This is a genomic window from Citrobacter sp. RHB20-C16 (genome assembly GCF_013890155.1).
Taxonomy (GTDB): Bacteria; Pseudomonadota; Gammaproteobacteria; order Enterobacterales; family Enterobacteriaceae; genus Citrobacter_A; species Citrobacter_A amalonaticus.
Genome location: NZ_CP057630.1, coordinates 4089842 through 4108524, shown reverse-complemented (window position 1 = coordinate 4108524; position 18683 = coordinate 4089842). Strand labels below are relative to the sequence as shown.

General features: G+C 51.4%; 18 protein-coding genes and 1 pseudogene. 8 read left to right on the top strand and 11 right to left on the bottom strand.

What is annotated here, in order from left to right; all coding sequences use genetic code 11:
• The first annotated feature begins 3 nt into the window (after positions 1 to 3).
• Positions 4 to 1620: a glycoside hydrolase family 43 protein gene (locus HVX64_RS19695; protein ID WP_044256824.1), complete on the top strand. Its 1617-nt coding sequence runs from the start codon at positions 4 to 6 to the stop codon at positions 1618 to 1620.
• A gap of 12 nt (positions 1621 to 1632) precedes the next feature.
• Here the strand turns inward: HVX64_RS19695 and HVX64_RS19690 are convergent, their stop codons facing one another.
• The 3 genes from HVX64_RS19690 to HVX64_RS19680 all read right to left on the bottom strand — a co-directional run bounded on the left by HVX64_RS19690 (position 1633) and on the right by HVX64_RS19680 (position 4387).
• Positions 1633 to 2394: an IclR family transcriptional regulator gene (locus HVX64_RS19690; RefSeq protein WP_044264503.1), complete on the bottom strand. Its 762-nt coding sequence runs from the start codon at positions 2392 to 2394 to the stop codon at positions 1633 to 1635.
• Between the two features lie 207 nt (positions 2395 to 2601).
• A complete protein-coding gene (locus tag HVX64_RS19685) occupies positions 2602 to 3318 on the bottom strand; it encodes an SLATT domain-containing protein (protein ID WP_052443875.1) in 717 nt (238 codons plus the stop codon).
• Between the two features lie 196 nt (positions 3319 to 3514).
• On the bottom strand, positions 3515 to 4387 hold the full coding sequence (locus HVX64_RS19680; RefSeq protein ID WP_044253836.1) for a phosphorothioated DNA-binding restriction endonuclease: 873 nt from the start codon (positions 4385 to 4387) through the stop codon (positions 3515 to 3517).
• Positions 4388 to 4528: 141 nt separating this feature from the next.
• Between HVX64_RS19680 and HVX64_RS19675 the strand changes: the two are divergent.
• Positions 4529 to 5165 (top strand): annotated as a pseudogene (locus HVX64_RS19675) (HNH endonuclease).
• Positions 5166 to 5213: 48 nt separating this feature from the next.
• Here the strand turns inward: HVX64_RS19675 and HVX64_RS19670 are convergent.
• Positions 5214 to 7127: a sigma-54-dependent Fis family transcriptional regulator gene (locus HVX64_RS19670; protein WP_044253839.1), complete on the bottom strand. Its 1914-nt coding sequence runs from the start codon at positions 7125 to 7127 to the stop codon at positions 5214 to 5216.
• Between the two features lie 235 nt (positions 7128 to 7362).
• Here HVX64_RS19670 and HVX64_RS19665 point away from each other — a divergent pair, with 235 nt between their 5' ends.
• From HVX64_RS19665 to HVX64_RS19640, 6 genes are all read left to right on the top strand, one after another.
• Positions 7363 to 8559 (top strand): CoA transferase, encoded by a 1197-nt coding sequence (locus HVX64_RS19665; RefSeq protein ID WP_044253842.1) that lies wholly within the window; start codon positions 7363 to 7365, stop codon positions 8557 to 8559.
• A gap of 11 nt (positions 8560 to 8570) precedes the next feature.
• On the top strand, positions 8571 to 9488 hold the full coding sequence (locus HVX64_RS19660) for a hydroxymethylglutaryl-CoA lyase (RefSeq protein ID WP_044253845.1): 918 nt from the start codon (positions 8571 to 8573) through the stop codon (positions 9486 to 9488).
• Between the two features lie 20 nt (positions 9489 to 9508).
• Positions 9509 to 10858: an MFS transporter gene (locus HVX64_RS19655; RefSeq protein WP_044253848.1), complete on the top strand. Its 1350-nt coding sequence runs from the start codon at positions 9509 to 9511 to the stop codon at positions 10856 to 10858.
• 245 nt (positions 10859 to 11103) lie between these two features.
• Positions 11104 to 11523 carry a hypothetical protein gene (locus HVX64_RS19650; protein ID WP_042999289.1) on the top strand — a complete coding sequence of 140 codons (420 nt, stop codon included), beginning with the start codon at positions 11104 to 11106 and terminating at the stop codon, positions 11521 to 11523.
• A gap of 618 nt (positions 11524 to 12141) precedes the next feature.
• Positions 12142 to 12342, top strand: a complete 201-nt coding sequence (locus HVX64_RS19645) for a hypothetical protein (RefSeq protein WP_042999290.1) — start codon at positions 12142 to 12144, stop codon at positions 12340 to 12342.
• A gap of 20 nt (positions 12343 to 12362) precedes the next feature.
• Positions 12363 to 12587, top strand: a complete 225-nt coding sequence (locus HVX64_RS19640) for a hypothetical protein (RefSeq protein ID WP_042999291.1) — start codon at positions 12363 to 12365, stop codon at positions 12585 to 12587.
• Here HVX64_RS19640 and HVX64_RS19635 read toward each other — a convergent pair.
• From HVX64_RS19635 to HVX64_RS19605, 7 genes are all read right to left on the bottom strand, one after another.
• A complete protein-coding gene (locus HVX64_RS19635) occupies positions 12571 to 13770 on the bottom strand; it encodes an MFS transporter (RefSeq protein WP_044253851.1) in 1200 nt (399 codons plus the stop codon). The genes HVX64_RS19640 and HVX64_RS19635 overlap by 17 nt on opposite strands.
• Before the next feature lie 78 nt (positions 13771 to 13848).
• Positions 13849 to 14613, bottom strand: a complete 765-nt coding sequence (locus HVX64_RS19630) for a YjiK family protein (protein WP_044253854.1) — start codon at positions 14611 to 14613, stop codon at positions 13849 to 13851.
• Between the two features lie 194 nt (positions 14614 to 14807).
• A complete protein-coding gene (locus tag HVX64_RS19625) occupies positions 14808 to 15083 on the bottom strand; it encodes a DUF3343 domain-containing protein (protein WP_044253858.1) in 276 nt (91 codons plus the stop codon).
• Entirely contained in the window at positions 15080 to 15847 is a 768-nt protein-coding gene (gene yjiL / locus HVX64_RS19620) for a putative 2-hydroxyacyl-CoA dehydratase activator YjiL (protein WP_042999295.1), read from the bottom strand. The genes HVX64_RS19625 and yjiL overlap by 4 nt, the downstream gene beginning before the upstream one ends.
• A gap of 9 nt (positions 15848 to 15856) precedes the next feature.
• Positions 15857 to 17008 (bottom strand): double-cubane-cluster-containing anaerobic reductase, encoded by a 1152-nt coding sequence (locus HVX64_RS19615; protein WP_042999296.1) that lies wholly within the window; start codon positions 17006 to 17008, stop codon positions 15857 to 15859.
• A gap of 96 nt (positions 17009 to 17104) precedes the next feature.
• The gene (locus HVX64_RS19610) at positions 17105 to 17344 is read right to left on the bottom strand and encodes a DUF2164 domain-containing protein (RefSeq protein WP_044253860.1); all 240 of its coding nucleotides are present in this window, start codon (positions 17342 to 17344) and stop codon (positions 17105 to 17107) included.
• A 9-nt stretch (positions 17345 to 17353) separates the two neighbouring features.
• Positions 17354 to 18637, bottom strand: a complete 1284-nt coding sequence (locus HVX64_RS19605; protein WP_044253863.1) for a DUF445 domain-containing protein — start codon at positions 18635 to 18637, stop codon at positions 17354 to 17356.
• Positions 18638 to 18683 lie beyond the last annotated feature (46 nt).

Here is an 18683-nt window from a genome sequence, read left to right as displayed (position 1 = left end):
ACCATGTATCAGATTGAAAACCCGATCCTGACCGGCTTCAACCCGGACCCGTCTCTGTGTCGTGTGGGCGAGGATTACTATATCGCCACCTCAACCTTTGAATGGTTTCCCGGTGTGCGAATTTACCATTCTCGCGACCTGAAACACTGGTCTCTGGTCAGTACTCCGCTCGACAGCGTGGCGCTGTTGGATATGAAAGGCAATCCGGATTCTGGCGGCATCTGGGCGCCTTGCCTGAGCTATGCCGATGGCAAATTCTGGTTGCTGTATACCGACGTAAAAATCGTTGATTCGCCGTGGAAAAATGGCCGTAATTTCCTGGTTACCGCGCCATCTATTGAAGGGCCGTGGAGCGCTCCTGTGCCAATGGGCAACGGCGGGTTTGACCCTTCACTCTTTCATGATGCGGATGGACGAAAGTATTACATCTATCGCCCGTGGGGGCCGCGTCATCACAGTAATCCTCATAACACCATTGTGTTGCAGGAGTTTTTTGCTGACACGCAAACCCTTTCGCCGCAGCGTTCAACGCTCTTTACGGGTACTCCATTGGGCTATACCGAAGGGGCGCATATTTATCGTCGCGAGGGCTATTACTATCTGATGGTGGCGGAAGGGGGAACCAGTTACGAACATGCCGTGGTGGTATTGCGGGCAAAAAATATTGATGGGCCGTACGAACTGCATCCCGATGTGACGATGATGACCAGTTGGCATCTGCCGGAAAACCCCCTACAGAAGAGTGGTCACGGTTCACTGCTGGAGACCCATACCGGCGAATGGTATCTGGCGTATTTGACCAGCCGTCCGTTACATCTTCCGGGAATTCCGCGATTAGCGGCAGGCGGGCGGGGATACTGTCCGCTCGGGCGTGAGACAGGGATTGCGCGTATCGAGTGGCGTGACGATTGGCCCTATGTTGAAGGGGGCAAACACGCGGCGCTGACGGTGCCGGGGCCACGTATGACAGAGCAGGCTAGCGTTGGAACGGGAGCGTGGCGAACGGATTTTGACAGTGAAAGGCTCGATCCGGAATTGCAGACCCTACGTATTCCGTTTGATGACCAGCTTGGCTCGCTGACCGCCCGACCTGGATTTTTACGTCTGTATGGCAATGATTCGCTGAACTCCACCTTTACCCAGTCAACGGTCGCTCGCCGTTGGCAGCATTTCTGTTTTCGTGCTGAAACGCAGCTGGCCTTTTCTCCGCGCTACTTCCAACAAAGCGCGGGGCTAACCTGTTACTACAACAGTAAAAACTGGACGTACTGCTTTATGGACTGGGAAGAGGGGCGCGGACGAACGCTGAAGATTATTCAACTCGATCACAACGTGGCGCACTGGCATCTTTACGATAATCCGATTCTGGTGCCGGAGAATGCGGAAAACGTCTGGCTGCGAGTGGATGTGGACAATCTGGAATACCGCTATAGCTATTCATTTGATGGTGACCACTGGCAGACCATTCCGCTAACGTTTGAGGCGTGGAAACTGTCAGATGACTATATTGGCGGCAGAGGCTTCTTTACCGGGGCATTTGTTGGTTTGCACTGTGAGGATATTAGCGGCGACGGCTGCTACGCCGATTTCGCCACCTTCTCTTATCAACCGAAAGTTTAGCGAGACACAGGGTCAGGGTTGACGATAGCCCAGCGTTATCGACAGCCCCAGCCCGGCATCCATCAGTTTCTGACGCCAGGCGGCCAGCTCGGCGTCGTTTACGCGAGAAGTGAGAGTGGAGAGGCTAAGGGCTGCGATAACCCGTGATTCATGATTCCAGACCGGTACCGCGACGCAGCGCACGCCGGGCTCATTCTCTTCGTTATCCATCGCATACTGGTTATGGCGGGTTTCTTTCAGCGCGGCAAGTAGCGAGGCGCGATCGGTAAGGGTGGCGGGGGTAAAGCCATTGAACTGATACCCCTCCAACACCGCAGCAAGTTCTTCCTCATCCAGCCAGGCGAGCAATACCTTACCGATAGCCGTGGCGTGAACAGGCAAGCGGCGACCAATTCGTGAATAAGCGATGGCAGCCTGCTTACCTTCTATTTTCTCAATATAGACGCCTTCGTTGCCGTCCAGAATACCCAAATGGGTGGTTTGTCCCGTTTCCTGCGAGAGCCGGATCAACCAGCTTTTTGCCTTCTGGCGAATATCCATTGTGCCAACGACAAAGTGGCCACGCTCGACCAGTTTCATTCCCAGACGGTATTTTCCGTTTTCCGGGTTCTGATCGATATAGCCATGCAACTGAAGCGTTTTAAGAAGAGAGTGGAGGGTACTTTTGCTCAATCCCATCAGTTTGCTTATCTCGGTGATTTTGAGTTCCGTAGCCTGTTCATTAAACAAGTCGAGGATCTGCAAAGCACGTTCAACAGACTGAATTATTGGCATAATTTTCCACCGTCCACGAAGAATTCTTCTTGTGTGACCGTACTATTTTCGAGGGTGAAAAGCAATGCCGGACACGCTGGCATGATGCAGTTTCAGGGCAGATAAGTGCAGGTGTTACAGGGCACGCTGAGTTGAGGAATCGTTCTGTGTGGGCGACCTGCACCGGTTTGATTGAGAACGGGCTTAATCGCCCGTTGTACGATGAGATTAACAGGATAATGTCAGATAGCATTTCACATAGCGTAAATAATCTCTTTTCCTGATGATTTTTAATGACCATAATACGTAGGCGATTTTTATCTTTATATTCACACTTACAATAGTACTTAGCTTTAATGTCGTACGTTTTTTCTTGGTGCTAAATTTTATAATATCCTTTTCCATCTCAGCTAGTTTTCCTTTGATGGCATTGCGTCGGTAAGCATTCATACTCATCGCTTTGAATGAGTCGCTATTATTCGTCGGACATGACTCACCCTCTTTGTTTATCTCCAGATACTTTTCTAATAAAGGTTCGTATTCTTTTATTTTCTCATTATAATTGTTTTTATTGATTTCATTTAAAAGAGATCTTGCTTTCCTGGATATTTCAATATAGGCATTGCCGACATATCGATGTTGTGCCGTTTGTTTCTCTAAACCAAGAAAACCGATAATTGCAGTTGAAATACCAACTAATAATGGAAGAATATGACTCAAAGCCGTATCCCAGGAGGCCCAATGTTCTATTTGAAGATAAGAATTTAGTAATTCTAATATGCTCTTGCCTATTCCAGATGATATTACAGCGGAGCCTACGACGGCAAATAAACCCAGATAGATTCGCCATTTGTTTTTTCTGTCGGCAGCAATAAAGTGCCTGTCCTTGCCAATTTTACAATCATTTTCCAGATTCGCAATTTCAATGATTTTTTTCTCATTCATAAATATTAACTCTATGCTGTGAAAAGGGTGATTTTTGTGCTTTTCAATGATGTTAGCCTTATAGAAAGACCACTTGTGAGATATATGATAAAAGAGTTTTGACCTAATCTAACGCAAGTTAAACGAAAGTATCATACCCTATTTTTTGTCATGGCTACTGAAAGTTCTAATGTTTCCTGAGCAAGCCTGATCTTTATCATCTCCTGAACACCTCTCTCCTATGCCAATCCACGAATTCGTCCTGCGGGCAGTATGCTTTTACCTGCGGTAGAGAAATGATCTTCCCCTGAAAATCCCAAAACAGCCTGCCGACGATCCCGCTACCGTTAACCGCTTCTGAAACCTGTACTCGCATACTCTCATCTAATCCAATGGATCCCTTATCAAAAGCTTTATGATGGATTGCGCAGAGGGCCAGACCATTCGGAATTTCGCAAGGACCACCGTACTGCTTCCATTTGATATGGGCAGCTTCCAGCGCGACAGAGGTATTGTCGTGCCGCATGTTGTAGCCGCAAATGGCGCATTCATAGTTGTAGGCTCGCAGTACCTGCTGGCGGAACAGGGGATCGCGCTGTTTACGAAGCAACTGGAGTTCAAATCCCAGTTCATCGGCGAGTTCTTCCTGAATACTTTCGGTAAAATGGGCTTCGAGGATTTGTCGGGCGAGTGAATTAATCAGTTTCTTACTTTTTATCAGATGGTCGTAATGTTGCTTATCAAAGCCGCCAGCAACGTTAAATTCAACCAGTTCACCAGCGGGAGGTTGTCGGCTACTGCCAAATGTGGAACAGCGCTCCGCGTTTTGCAGTTGCCAGAAACCGTCTCCCTGTAAACGCCAGAAGGGCATGTCCGGTCGGTACTGGGCGCGTTGGGGGCCAAATCGCTCCAATAGACTACGTAGGTTATCGCGAACTTCCGAAGCATAATCAAACAGACGCCCGTGACCTTGCTGATAACCCGCCAGTACGTATAACAGCAGTAATGGCTTATGCGGCGCGCGCTGCTCGCCTTTGCGCCAGATCGTCATGTCGGCAATTGCCTGTTGCAGCATCTGAATGGAACCCATTGATTTCATTACTCGAGAAATAATTGCGATGATGCTCGCAAAATACGGCCTGATCAAGCGGTGAAGGAGGGATACACTGGTGGGGTCACGGAGTCTTGCCAATGAGACAAGCAAAGCCCCGGATTACATGGATCATATCAAATGAATGAATTACCCGATCGATTGCCACGGAAATACATTATTAAAGCCATTCGAGCCTACGATGACGGGTTCCCTCATCTTTTCAAAGAGGCCCGACGTTATGAGGTAGTGTTTGATGGCCGCCGCTATCGCTTCAAAAGCGATCGTGGGGATCGCGGCAACGTTGATGACCGGGAAAACATTCACGCCGCAGGATTTCTCGGGAGGTATCAAATCGAAATGCGTGCGTTTGTTGATTGAGCAAGGATTTCACATCGTGCAGGGAGAAAAGGGGGCTGCAACTGTCAGCGATACCCTTTTCCCCGATGAGCTAACATCGCAAATCGACTATGTGGAAGGAGCGGCTACGCAGGTGGTGGTGAATTGTTATGAACGCGATCGCAATGCTCGGCAGAAAGCGCTTGAGTATCATGGCTATCAATGCAAGGTGTGCGGCCTCGACATGTCAAAGGTATACGGCGAAATCGGCAAGGGGTTTATCCATATTCACCATCTGGTACCGCTTTCGGCGATTAAAGAGGATTATCATCTGGATCCCATTGACGATCTGATACCAGTCTGCCCGAATTGCCATGCGATGTTACACCGACATAATCCGCCATTGACCCCAGAAGAATTAAAGCAACGAATGAGTTGAAATAATATTGGACTCAGCAGGCGACCGGCATTGCGTCGTTGCCCTCCCTTAGCGGTCCATCTGATTATATTTTCGCCATAAACTCATTTTGCTGATCCCCAGATGGGCGGCGACTTTCTCTTGATCCTGTTCAAAAAGATCCATGTAGAACGCAATAATCTGTCGCTCGAGATCTTTAATGATGACTTTCAGTTGTCCTTTACTCAGATCCGCGACGATCCTCCCATTTGTCTGTGACGCGTTGCAGGATTTAAGCGCGTTAAAACCGGTCAGATTTAATATCTCAAACAGCGAAGCGTCCGGAAATCCGGCCGATAATAGTGCCAGCCGCTCAATAATAAAATTCAGTTCACGCACGTTTCCCGGCCAGTTGTAAGTGGAAAACAGGGCGATGAACTGCGCCAGTTTATGCCCGCAGCCCGATTTTTCGAGGAAGTGCTCAGCCAGAAAACGGACGTCGCCGTCTCTTTCCCGTAGCGGAGGCACCATTAGCGGTAAGACGTTCAACCGATAGTAGAGATCGCCGCGAAACGAGCCTTCCTCCGCCATTTTTTCCAGCGATCGGTTAGTGGCACCGATAATACGCACATCGACAGGGATAATATCCTTTCCCCCCACCCGCATAATTTCGTATTCCTGTAAGACGCGTAACAGGCGGCTCTGAATAGGCAGTGGCAGTTCACCAATTTCATCGAGAAATAAGGTTCCCTGGTGCGCCAGTTCTATCAGACCTTCTTTTCCTTCGCGCCGCGCGCCGGTAAAAGAGCCCCCTTCATAGCCAAACAGTTCGCTTTCCAGCAGGGTTTCCGGAATGGCGGCGCAGTTAATGGCGACAAATGGACCCCGGTGGCGTTTACTCTGGTTATGAATACTCTGCGCGAATAGCTCTTTACCGGTGCCGGATTCCCCATAAATCATCACCGGGGAGTGGGTATTGGCATAAATTTTTGCCAGATGAATGACCGACTCCATGTGTTTATTTTGCGTGAGGATATGCTCAAAACGGTAACGGGCGGTGAAGCCTTTTTTCATCAGCTTGCCGCGAATAATCCGCTCCACTTTTTGGATTTGCGGCGTATCGGTAAACGAACACACCACCCCAATACACTGCGTACCACGAAATATTGGCACCCGGCTGGTAATGATGGAGGTATTGTCCAGATCCATAATCTCCCGGATCTCGGGGGATTTTGTCAGCAATACCTGGTTAATCCGCGTATTTTTAATGACCGTATCCACCGGTTTGCCAATCACCTGCGAGGCCATCAGGCCAAATATGTTCTCGGCGGATTTATTGAAGATCTGGATCTCGTTATTTTCGTTGGTGACGATGATCCCTTCCGTAATTGAGGAGAGAATGATCTCCAGTCGCGCCATATCCTGTTGCTTGCGGCGGGTCGTCTCCACGATTGCCATCGCTTCGCGCAGCGCGCTGTTCACCGATTCCAGACCATTTTCGATCAGAATCCCGTGCATCTCATAGTGTTCCGCCGTGTCTGAAACCGGTAATCCTCCCGCCACCGTCTGGAAATTACGTGCACGGCATTTTTTGAGTTTATCCACCATATCGGCATGCGATAAAAAGATAAATTCTTCTATCTCCACTTCCAGTGCGGTTGCCACCAGATTTACGTCAGATAAATAGTTCTGATAATTGAAAAAGGCGATTTTATGCGGATGTTTTTTCAGTGGTGTGAGCGATTTAAGCAAATCCAGCGCGGACGTGAGAATACGTACTACCGGAATTTTGGTTACGCGATCGATATAGTCCGCCGTACCGCCACGGCTGATAATGATGTCATAAAAATCAGGGTCGAGATTTCGCGCAATCCCCGCGGCTTTTTCCAGGCTTCCGTGAAAAACATGGCAGTTAAAAATACCGGCGCACTGCTCAGTCACCACGGCTGCCAGTGCCGGATAGGGGGTTATTAAGGCCAGATTCGGTAACGTTTTATGTGACATAAATCACCATGGAAAATTTGTGGCTATCACAAACCAATATCACAACTGTTATGAATTTCAAAATTGAAAGCCATTTTCCTTTCTCTCAGATAAATAGCAAAATGCAATAAATCTATTTGTTTCATTTGGTTAGATTAAATACTTCCGATTTATTCATTCCTGGCACACATATTGGATTAGACAATCTATAAGGCAAGCGGCCTTGTGCTTTATCTACTAAAAAGTGAGGGAAGGAATGAACAAACAGTCTGGTGTATTAAGCGGTGTTCGTGTGCTGGATTTAACCCGGGTGCTGGCTGGCCCTTATTGCGGAATGATGCTGGCGGATTTTGGCGCGGATGTGATTAAAATCGAATTGCCGGGGAAAGGGGATGATTCACGGGCCAACGCGCCGCAAATTAATGGCGAAAGCGCCTACTTTATGAATTTAAACCGCAATAAGCGCGGAATGACGCTGAATCTTAAATCTGAAGAAGGTCGGCAGATATTTCTCGATTTAGTTCGCGACAGCGATGTGGTTCTGGAAAACTACCGTCCGGGTGTGATGGAAAAACTGGGACTTGGCTATGAGGATTTGCGTAAGGTGAATCCAGCGATTATTTACGGCGCCGTTTCCGGCTTTGGTCATACCGGCCCGTATTCGAAACGCGCGGGTTACGACATCATCGGCCAGGCCATGAGCGGACTGATGAGCACCACCGGTTGGCCTGATACGCCGCCTACGCGCACCGGGACTGCTATTGCGGATGTGGTCGGGGGGATGAGTTGCGCTATTGGCGTGCTTGCCGCTTACGTCAATCGCCTGAAAACCGGTGTCGGCGAAAAAGTGGATATTGCGCTGGTCGATTCGATGGTGTCGTCGCTGGAAATTATCAACATTATTTACCTTAATACAGGACGTATTCCGACACGTATTGGTAACCGCTATGAAGCGATTTATCCGTATGACTCTTTCCAGGCGCGTGACGGTTACGTCATTATTGCCTGTGGCAACGACAAATTATATGGCCTGCTGAAAAACGTTCTGCAAATCAGCGCGCTGGAAGATGAGAAATTTAAATCTAACCTCGACCGCGTCGCTCATCACGCCGAGCTGAAAGACATTATCGAATGCTGGACCCGCGATTTAGATATCGACACCATCGTGTCGATGCTACTGGATGCCGGTATACCTTCTGCGCCGATCAATACCATCGACCGCGTGACTCAGGATCCGCATATTGCTGGTGCCCGCGAAATGTTTGTCGATATTGAACACCCCGTCGCCGGGAAAATTACCATGACCGGCAATCAGGTTAAATTCACGAACAACAAGGCGACCATCAGAATGCCTGCGCCCACGCTTGGTCAACATAATTACGAAGTGCTTAAAGAACGTCTGGGCTATTCAGATGAAAAAATTGAGCAGCTTATTCGTTCCGGCATTCTGTAAGGGGTTCTGCCATGTCGACATTTATCCAGATTACTGAAGTCGGGCCAAGAGATGGTTTTCAGAACATCAAAGCGTTTATTCCTACTGATTTAAAAATAAAAATTATCGATCGTCTGGTCGAGTCGGGGATCGGCGCGATGGAAATCACCTCAATGGTTAGCCCTAAGGCGATTCCACAAATGAGTGATGCCCATGAGGTTATTCAGCATGTTCTGAACACGCATCCGCATATTATTCCGTCAGTGTTAGTACCGAACGTGAAGGGGGCCAGTCTCGCCAGTGAGGCCGGCATTAAAAATATTAACTATGTGGTTTCGGTCAGTCCGGCGCATAACAAGGCCAACATTAACCGGACGCATGCCGAGTCGCTGGAGGATCTTTATAAAATTCGCCACACGTTCCCGGATATGACTATTACGCTGTCGCTGGCGACGGTATTTGGCTGCCCGTTTATTGGCGAGACCAGTCGTGAAACGCTGATGGATATGATCAAGTTTGCCGATGATCTCGGGATTTCGGCGGTAACCCTGTGCGACACCATCGGCGTCGCCAATCCGACTCAGACATTATCTGTACTGCGCGGGATCCAGCAGAAATTCCCCAAAATGGACATTGGTTTGCATCTGCATAACACCCACGGTATGGCGCTGGCCTGTATGTTTGCTGGCGTTCAGTCGGGCATAACGCGCTTTGAGACCGCTGTCGGTGGACTGGGCGGGTGCCCGTTTGCGCCTGGGGCCGCCGGTAATGCCGCCACCGAGGATGCGGTGAATATGTTTAACCGAATGGGGTTCGATACCGGTATCTCACTGCCTGACCTGCTGGATATCGCAAACCTGATCCGCAGCACGATTGAACCGACGTTGTTGAGCAGTCTTTCGCGAGCCAGAACCTACAGTGAATTTGATTTTTGCAGCGAAAAAATCTGACCTCTGATACGGAAACAGACATGATGAATAATAATATCGGGAAGCCGAAGATGACCCATTACAGATGGTGGGTCATGAGTTTTATTTTTGTAACCTACACCGTAGCTAACGCCGATCGCGCAAATATCGGCTTTGCTATTCCGTTTATTCAGGAAGAATTTCAAATCTCAAATACCATGGCAGGACTGTTAATCAGCCTGTTCTTTGCCGGCTATGCGTTTTTTCAAATTCCTGCCGGGTACTTGATTAAGAAGTTCGGCATGCGTAATGCATTTGCGATGGGGATGTTATTAACCTCCGTATTTACGGGGTTGATGGGAATGGTGAATAACATTTTCCTGCTGAAGATCCTGCGTTTTATGGTGGGCGTCTGTGAGTCACCGGTGGTTATTGGCTCGACGGTGACTATCAACCAGTGGTTTCCCCCGAAGGAAAAAGGGACGGCAACCGGGCTGTTTCTGGCAGGATCCAAGTTTGGTCCACTGATCGTCCCGCCGCTGTGCGCCTGGATCATCACCGTCTGGGGATGGCGCTATATCTTTGTCTTCTTTGCCATTCCGGGCTTGCTGTTGGCGATCTTCTGGTATCTGATGGTTCGCAATAAGCCGGAAGAGAGCCGCTTCGTGAATGAGCAAGAGGTCGCTTACATCCGCGAAGAACAGCTTCCGGCGACGACTCAGGAAGCCGCCGCACCGGCCGTTCCTGAGTTCAATTACTGCTGGCTCGACAAGCTAATTCGCACAAAGCAGGTTGAAGAACTCTCCTGTTCAAAACAGGTCTTCCGCTGCTGGGATATTTATGGCGTCGCGCTGGGATACTTCTCGATGGTGGGGATTGTCAGCGTGCTGATGTCATGGCTGCCCAAGTATCTGATCACCGAACGCGGATTCGATCTGACGAGTTCTGCCGCACTGGCAGCCGCACCGTTTCTCGGGACGGTCATGGGCAACTTTATTGGCGGCGTGCTCTCTGACCGGGTGCTGAATAAGCGTCGTAAACCGCTGATGTTGCTCAGCGCCGGGGCGACGATCTTTACCATGTACTCGCTGGTTTATGCGCCAGAAAGCAAAATCGTTCTGTCGCTGATGCTGTTCCTGCTGGGGCTGATGCTGTCGCTGGGCTATTCGGCTTACTCGGTCTACGCGATGGGGCGGGCGAATAAAGACATTTATCCGATCGCTTACAGCGTGATCAACATGGGCGGGCAACTGGGTGGCATGTGTATGCCGCTGATCGTGGGTATTATTCTGGATGCTTACAACTGGGATGCGGTATTCATGGCGATGACCGGGTTCTGTGTTCTGTGCTTTATTCTGGTCTCCACGGTCATTGAACCGTTGTCGAAAAATATGAAGGTCAACTACCGGTAACCCGTAAGATACTGTGCGGGTAAGCGCGTGGGCTGCTTACCCGCACGTTGAACGGCGCATCTGTAGGCGCTATCGCGTCAGGTCAATGAAAGGTATGAAACGGCACGCGCTGATTACAACTTTCCTGTTATGGAGCGCGGCCGCAGAGTTCATAAAAATTAGTGTTACCCCTCCTGTTCGTCATCGTTTTATCCGGGCGGCCTTTGGCGGCCTGCATAACTGTGTTTGCGCAAAGGTGATGATGTATGGTTGATCGAATGTGCGTTCCGCCACTGGCTTCACGACGGGTGAAGCGAACTCAAATTCGCTCACGCGATAAATGGGTTGAAACGGAGCTGTTTGTTGAGCAGGGCGTCAGGTATTTCTTTCATGTCACCGGAAAGTGGTGCGATATGGGGCATTATTGTGACGCGAACGGTTACACCGTCGGCTATTTGAATTTTGCCCGACTCTGGCTGCGTTGCCGCCACGAATCTGCGACCTGGTTTACCCTGATTGGTACTATTGATAAATCAACCGATACCATGTTTGTGATTGGCGACGGCACCCGGCTCAATAATGGCTGGATTGCGCCCCGCAGCGGTGAGTTAGTGGTGTTTGCAAATGATATGTCGGGGATGTACTGGAATAACTTTGGTTCCGTCGTGCTGGAAGTGTGGCGATGAAAAGTAAAGTCAATATCACCCGCGGATGACAGGCATGTCTGGTGGCGTAAAATTTAGTGTACAAAAGCAGTCGGTATTTGTGCGCTTCATCAGATTCTTACCAAAAGCTGGCAAAATTCAGCTTTTAAAATTGATCCATGTCAATTGATACGCACTTAATTTGCGTCGTTAAAAAATGTCCTTATTTACGACTTGTTTACCTTTATTGCGTTTATGGTGGCGGTGGTAAGACGTCTGATAACAAAGAAAAGAAGTGACGTTAGCGAAAATTATTGAAAGAGATCGTCGTAACTCTCTCTAAAAAAGCCAGTTATTGCCTTCAAAGTAAACATTTATCCTGGAAGTAACTTATTGGCGCATAGGAATTTTCAATAATCGTGGTGAATGTTTTGCCGGAAGCGCAGGGGCTGAAATGCACTGAATTAATCAGAACATGTAAATAAACCCTGACATCATTAGCCTGCTACGGGCTATCTTTCACTTGAAACGGCGTTCCATTTTAAGGCGTTTTCTTAACATTTCTATCACCCGGCTGCTGAAATTTTGTACGTTGACTTGTTATTCGACCAACTGCATATTCCTCCCCAGTTAAGACGACATAGCCTTCAGGAGCCGACGATGCCTTCCCGCGATTATCCCGATACCCGTAAAGCCAGGGGAACCCGTTCTAAAGATATGGTGCTGTTAAGCGCCCGTGTTGAGACTACGCTATGGGACTACGTTCGGGCGTTGGCGTTAGAAACGCGTAAAAGCAAACAGGACATTATTGCCGAAGCGCTCATGCTGCATCGCACCGCCAATGAAGGCGGCCGTGAATAAGTGCGGGCGGATTTTACAGGATGATGTTTTTACCTCTCTGGCGCGCCATGGCGTGTATTACCGTCACCGCATTAGGACTGACCCTGGTCGTGACAACCGTCTCGCTCATGACGTGGGAACTCAGCGTAACGCTCTTTCCCTGGTCAACCGCGACAACCAGTAAAATCGTCACGGCTTCGCTGCTTTACGAATTACTGGAGTGGATCCACCAGGTCCCCCGCATTATGGTCAGCGCATGTCTTTGATGCGGCACGCCAACAAACGCTTTTGTTTATAGAATTGCAGGGCGCTGATCGTCGCGGCGATAAATAACGCCAGCGCGCCGCACAGCGTGGCATCGGTAATCGCCTGCGTGCCACTGCCTAACAGCGTGGTTAACAGCGGACCCAGAATCTGGCCGATACCGTAGGTCAGCGTCACAAACCCGAGCAGGTTGAGGTTTCCCGGCACAATAAGCTGTCGCGCGAGGGTCATGACCAGCGAGGTGGTGCCCATAAACGTTGCGCCGAACCCCACGCTGCTCAGCACCAGCAACAGCGGAGAGCCGCTGGCCAGCGTCAGGATCACACAGGCCCCCTGAATCACCAGGTTTGCCGTCAGGCATTGCAGCACTCCCCAGCGTTTCGCGGCCCACAGCCAGGCGAAGCAGCCCGGCACAATTGAGACACCGACCAACGTCCACAGATGAACCGTCAGCAGTGGAGAACCCGCCCCTTTCGCCATAAGCGGTAAATAGGTGGCAACGATGATGTAACCGAATCCTGCCAGTCCGTAGAGCAGCGCCAATAGCCACCAGCGCATCGGCTGTGGGTCACTTTTTGCCTGGGTGGCGGCAGGCAGCGTGTGGGCGTGGGACGGAAGCAGCAGCACCAGCAACATCGCCAGGACGGCCGAGAAGACCACCGCCCCGATCCACAGCGCGTGGGAGGAGAGCGCAAAGTGCAGACCAGCAATCACGTACTCGTTACCCAGCGCAATCCCGACGCCGACGCCAGAAAACAGCGAGGCAATGACAAAAGGATTGCGGGTATGTTGTAGCACCAGCGTGGAGCCAAAGATCAGCATCCCGGCGCTGGCGACTCCCGCCAAAAAGCGCACCAGCATCACCACCATGGGATTGGAGAATAGCGCCATCGCGAGGATCAGTACGCCGGTCGCCACCGCTGAACTCAACAGCATAGGGCGTAAACGTCCCGGCAGATGAAAAAGTCCGAACGAGAACAACAGGCTGCCGACCAGGTATCCCGCATAGTTGACGCTGGCTATCCACGACAGTTCGGAAAACGTGAAGCGCCCCTCAGCCAGCAGTACGGGCAGCATTGGGGTATAGAGAAAACGGCCAATTCCCATGCCCAGCGCGAGGACCATCATCCCGAAAAGGGCGGTGCGCAGTGAATACCGGTCTGCGATATGCGGTTGCTGGCTCATGCCGTACCCATTGTTATTTGTCGTGAGCGAAATGCGAGAGTAACAAATTTATAACAAATGGGTAAGGCGATGGCGGTATTATTGTGCGCTCTTAGACGTGAAGCGGTAAAACAGGTTGGGCTCTGCCACGATAAACAGCGTCCCCTGGTTATTCATCGCGATCCCTTCAGCCTGCTGTATGGTGTGCGCCAACCCGTGGTGACCTTCGGTTAGCGGCATGACGCCGAGAACGTTGCCGTCGGTTCTGACCTCTTTGAGCACTCGTGATTCGTGAGATAGGATCAGCAGGCTGTTCCGCTGCGGATTAAACTCCGCGCCTGAAATATCCTGCACACCTAGCTGTTGTTGCAGCGCATGGTCTTTACTGATGGTCAGATTGTCATTATTGAGCAGCCCCGTCACTTTATAGATCCCAATCGGTCTCTTTTCTTTAAAAAACCAGAATGTCTCTTTTTCACGTGACCAGGCGAGGCCCTCAAAACCGTCGTTGGTCGGGGTTTCATACAGATTAAGCGTTAACTTTTTGATGATGTTGACCTGTGACTGCGCGTTGAGGGTAATCACGTAGATGGAATAGTCACTTTCATCGCTGATGACAAATGTGTCGTTACCAATGAACTCGATCGTCTCCAGATCGCGAATAAAATCGAGTGGGATGGTACGCAGCAGTTGACCCTGGCGGGTTAATTCAATAATCGCGGCGGGTTTATTGATTGTGCTGAATAACGTATTCGTTTTATCGGACCAGGTGAGTGAGGAGACATTTTTTTTCACGCCCGCGATCTGTTTAGCGTCTATCGTCGCGCGATAATCGGCAAGGGAGTTATTGTCATTGTCGGGCATGGCGTTACCCGATATGACATAACTCGCCCCCGCAATGAGTAAAGTAAGAAGAAGCATGATTCGCAGAGGTGAATTCAGATATCGGGCGGACAATCTCATTATTCTTCCTTAAATAAAATCAAAGACATTAAGGGAGAAAGTATAAAGATTAATCTTAATGAATCCTTAAACGGGTGATAATTGCATAGTGACATTTATCGTGGTTTCGCGGGGTAACGTGCTGGCGCGTCGAAGGTTGCCACACATTGCCAGTCGCCCTGCTCAAGGCGGTAGATTGATTCGGTGTGACCGGGGATCACCCATCGATCTTGTTCACCGGGCTGGCAATGCAGGTAGACGCACAGTCCGCAGCCCCCGCGCAACTGGCGGGGTATGTCGGCGACCCGAAAGGTCACGCCTGCGGCCTGCAACGCTTTGCGGGTCTGGATCACGCCAACCGTCGAATGAAATAAAAACAGGTATTCCGTCATCCACGCGTTCTCTGCCGCTGGCCGATCAGCGCCGCGCCGATGGCGCCGGCAAACTGCGCGTCCGGGTGGGTGTTTACCGGGATACCGACATGGCCTTCCAGCATCCGGGCAAACGCTGCGCAGTGGCTGACGCCGCCGGTAAACAGCAGTGGCCCTTCTGAAGAGAGTCGACCAATGAAATTGGCGCTGCGTCGCGCCATGGCATTGATCACCCCCGCGAGGATCGCTTCCGGGGCGATACCCGCAGAGCGCAGGCTAATCACTTCGGATTCGGCAAAAACGGTGCACATACTGCTGATGGCGTGCGGCGCAACGCCAGCGGTAATGGTATCGAGTTGCTCCACGCTGGCGCCCAGGGTGCGTGAAATGACCTCCAGAAAGCGCCCGGTGCCCGCCGCGCATTTGTCATTCATCAGAAAGTCGGTGAGGTTACCATCGTCATCCAGTTGGATCACCTTGCTATCCTGTCCACCGATGTCAATGACCGTGCGGGTGGCAGGAGCGAGCAGCCGCGCACCCAGTCCGTGACAGGAGATTTCCGTCACCTGCTTGTCGGCAAAATCAACCAGCTGGCGGCCATAGCCGGTTAAGGTCAGGTAGGGGCGCGTTTCCAGACCTTCCGCGAGAACCTCCCAGGCCTCGCGGATGGCATCGGCAGGGCGGAATGGCGTCGGGCACAGGAAACGGCGCTCAATCACACCGCCGGTGAGTAAAATGCCTTTGGTCGCCGTCGAGCCGGAATCAATTCCTATCGAATACGTCACGCCTGCTCCTCACAGCATTTCAATAAAGGCCGCGACGCGGGTGCTGAGCTGGCCGACATCCGAGGTAGAGTAGTCGGTTTCAATGGCGATATAAGGAATGTTGTGTTGCTGGCGAACATGGCGCTTAATTGCCAGTGATTCAACGGCATAGGTATGACAGGCCTGCAAAATCACGTCCACCACGCCGTCTGCATGGTACTCTTCCACCATCTGGCTGAGCAGCGTCAGGCGCTGATCGTTTGGAGAGATGCACGAACAGCCGATGGCGAGATATTTGTCGGTGAGCGCCTCGTATACGTCACCAGTTTCCGCGACGCACTGCTCGGTCGCCTTCGCGCCGGTACAGTTTTCGTATCCCACCACCCAACCGCCGTTTTCCTCAATGGCGCGCACCACTTTTTCTGCCGCGCCGCCGATCGGACAGCCGGTGATCAGAATACGCGGACGGGCGTCCAGTCGTTTACCATCCTGCCATGCCTGGCGTACGCGTTCAGCCATGCTGTTCAGTTCGTCGATAAGGGCTTCTTTATCAAAGCGGAAGGTCGCGCCGTACACCACTTTCAGGATATCGCTGCCGCTCAATGCAGGGGGATTAAGCTGCCCGAGACGATAGAAATTCGCCAGCGCACGACGCTCACGGTTTTTGAGGACAATGGCGTCACGCAGTGCCGCTTCGGTAACCGGCGTCCCAAAGCGTGCTTCCACAGCCTGTTGCAGACGCAGAATTTCTGCTTTCCACAGCGCGCGTGAGGCGGCATCCTGGCTGCTGTTTGGCAACTGCATGACGTGAACGGCTTTGAACTCCGCCATGTATTCGTACATTTTCTTTTTGCCATCGCAGGTGGTTTCACCCACTACCAGGTCGGAAAAGTAAAAATAGGGGCATTTGTCGGTTTTGCCGAAACCGTAGCTGCTTTTGATCAGCGGGCAGAGGTTGCGCGGTAGATCTTTTTCGGCTTCTTCGATGGTTTCATCCGACGTTGAGCACAGCGAGACCACCACCGCACCCGCCGCCATCGGGATCTCCTGCGGCATGAAGGTGCAATAGGTTCCCACCAGCGGGATACCCTGCTCTTTGAGATCCATCACGGTGAGAAAGCCTTTCTGGCGGGCTTCAGAGAACTGGTCGAAAATGGCGGGCAGATCGGTGATAAGCGACATGGATTTTCCTTCCCCGTGACACGGGAGATGTTAAAAGTGCTCGCATTATAACCATGTCAATGTTATGGGTTTATTGATCTCCCGCCAGGTAAGGCATTATAAAATCTTCTTCAGATCCATCTCTTCCTGGATGCGCTCGCTCCAGGCCAGATGCGTGCGAATCGCCTCCTCAATGCCCGCGTTGTAGTACACAGGCCCTAGTTTTTCGCTAATGAAATCAATAAAAAACTCAGCGTCGAACTGTTCCAGCTCCAGTTCGAAATGATCGCGGCAGTAGTCTCTGAGCGCATCGCGCAGACCGTCGCGCTGCGCCAGGGAAAGGGTAATGTCAGCCATTTTTTCTCCTTAAAAAGTGGACAGTGCGGGCAGCAGTGAGGGAAGTTGCGATAACAGGTATAAGACCAGCCCGATCGTCCCGCCCACCAGCGTGCCGTTGACGCGGATAAACTGTAAATCTTTCCCGATGTTAAGTTCAATCTGCCGCGACATATCGCGGGCATCCCAGCTTTTCACCGTATCGCTGATGTGGCGGGTCAGGAAGGCGGCAAACTCCGGCGCCACCCGATGGGCGGCCTGCTCCAGATGGCCGTTGAGCGAAGCGCGCAGCGCATCGTCGGCGATCAGCGTTTCGCCAAACCACTGTCCGGCATGGGCGATTCGCTGCTTCACCCTGGAATCGTCGGCGTTGATATCCTGCTTCAGCCACTGACGTAAATCCGCCCACAGCTCGCCGAGGTAGCGGTTAAAGGCTTCATCTTCTTTCAGGTAATCTTTGATGCTTTCTGCCCGGTTCGCCATCTCCGGATCGTTTTTCAGTTTGTCGATAAGCCTGAACGTGGCGCGATCGAAGGCGTGGCGGATTTGATGCGCGCGATCGTGGCTGATGTCGTCGAGCAGCGAGTTCACCGCTTCCGATACCAGCTCCGCGCTGTGCTCGCCCAGCCATTCGGTAGGCAGAATTTTAGCCTTCAGCGGATGCTCGGTCTCCAGCCAGTGGACGATTTGCCGGGCGATAAAGGTCCTCGAACTGTCGCGCTGGAGGAGGGATATCAACTGGGCGATCAGCGTATCGAGCAGAACCTGATGGCGATCGTTTTTGGTCATGCTTTCCAGCATCAGGGCGCTGGTGCCGGAGAGATCGACCTTATCAATCGCCTTATGCACCGCCCGTTTTAGCAGGCGCTGGATACGGGCATCGTCGGTCAGTTCCAGAAAGCCGCTCATGATCTGCAACAGATGCTGTCCGACCCGCTGGGCGTTTTCCGGCTGGCTGAACCAGTTGCCAATCAGCAGCGCGGGTTGATGGCGGCGGATCAGCGCAACCAGGGACTGGGTGTCGAGGAATTTCTCCTGCACAAACTGCCCCAGATTCTCGCCGATGCGGTCCTTATTGCGGGGAATAATCGCCGTGTGCCGCGAAATGAACGGGAGAGGGACGCGGCGAAACAGCGCCACCACCGCGAACCAGTCCGCCAGGGCACCGACCATCGCCGCCTCGGCAATGGCTTTGATCCCGCTGACCCAAAAACCAGGCGGCAGGAAGAGGGTGATGACGAACGTGGTGGCCGCGATCAGCAGTAACGAAAGCGCCAGCAGTTTGGCGCGTTTGAGTTCAGCAATTTTATTCATACGCTTAAGGATAGAGCCAGACGGAGGGATCGTGCAAAAACAACCG

Coding starts and splice junctions, on each gene's coding strand:
- HVX64_RS19695 (WP_044256824.1), top strand. CDS start 4: ATGTATCAGATTGAAAACCCGATCCTGACCGGCTTCAACCCGGACCCG.
- HVX64_RS19690 (WP_044264503.1), bottom strand. CDS start 2,394: ATGCCAATAATTCAGTCTGTTGAACGTGCTTTGCAGATCCTCGACTTG.
- HVX64_RS19685 (WP_052443875.1), bottom strand. CDS start 3,318: ATGAATGAGAAAAAAATCATTGAAATTGCGAATCTGGAAAATGATTGT.
- HVX64_RS19680 (WP_044253836.1), bottom strand. CDS start 4,387: ATGGGTTCCATTCAGATGCTGCAACAGGCAATTGCCGACATGACGATC.
- HVX64_RS19670 (WP_044253839.1), bottom strand. CDS start 7,127: ATGTCACATAAAACGTTACCGAATCTGGCCTTAATAACCCCCTATCCG.
- HVX64_RS19665 (WP_044253842.1), top strand. CDS start 7,363: ATGAACAAACAGTCTGGTGTATTAAGCGGTGTTCGTGTGCTGGATTTA.
- HVX64_RS19660 (WP_044253845.1), top strand. CDS start 8,571: ATGTCGACATTTATCCAGATTACTGAAGTCGGGCCAAGAGATGGTTTT.
- HVX64_RS19655 (WP_044253848.1), top strand. CDS start 9,509: ATGATGAATAATAATATCGGGAAGCCGAAGATGACCCATTACAGATGG.
- HVX64_RS19650 (WP_042999289.1), top strand. CDS start 11,104: ATGGTTGATCGAATGTGCGTTCCGCCACTGGCTTCACGACGGGTGAAG.
- HVX64_RS19645 (WP_042999290.1), top strand. CDS start 12,142: ATGCCTTCCCGCGATTATCCCGATACCCGTAAAGCCAGGGGAACCCGT.
- HVX64_RS19640 (WP_042999291.1), top strand. CDS start 12,363: ATGATGTTTTTACCTCTCTGGCGCGCCATGGCGTGTATTACCGTCACC.
- HVX64_RS19635 (WP_044253851.1), bottom strand. CDS start 13,770: ATGAGCCAGCAACCGCATATCGCAGACCGGTATTCACTGCGCACCGCC.
- HVX64_RS19630 (WP_044253854.1), bottom strand. CDS start 14,613: ATGCCCGACAATGACAATAACTCCCTTGCCGATTATCGCGCGACGATA.
- HVX64_RS19625 (WP_044253858.1), bottom strand. CDS start 15,083: ATGACGGAATACCTGTTTTTATTTCATTCGACGGTTGGCGTGATCCAG.
- HVX64_RS19615 (WP_042999296.1), bottom strand. CDS start 17,008: ATGTCGCTTATCACCGATCTGCCCGCCATTTTCGACCAGTTCTCTGAA.
- HVX64_RS19610 (WP_044253860.1), bottom strand. CDS start 17,344: ATGGCTGACATTACCCTTTCCCTGGCGCAGCGCGACGGTCTGCGCGAT.
- HVX64_RS19605 (WP_044253863.1), bottom strand. CDS start 18,637: ATGAATAAAATTGCTGAACTCAAACGCGCCAAACTGCTGGCGCTTTCG.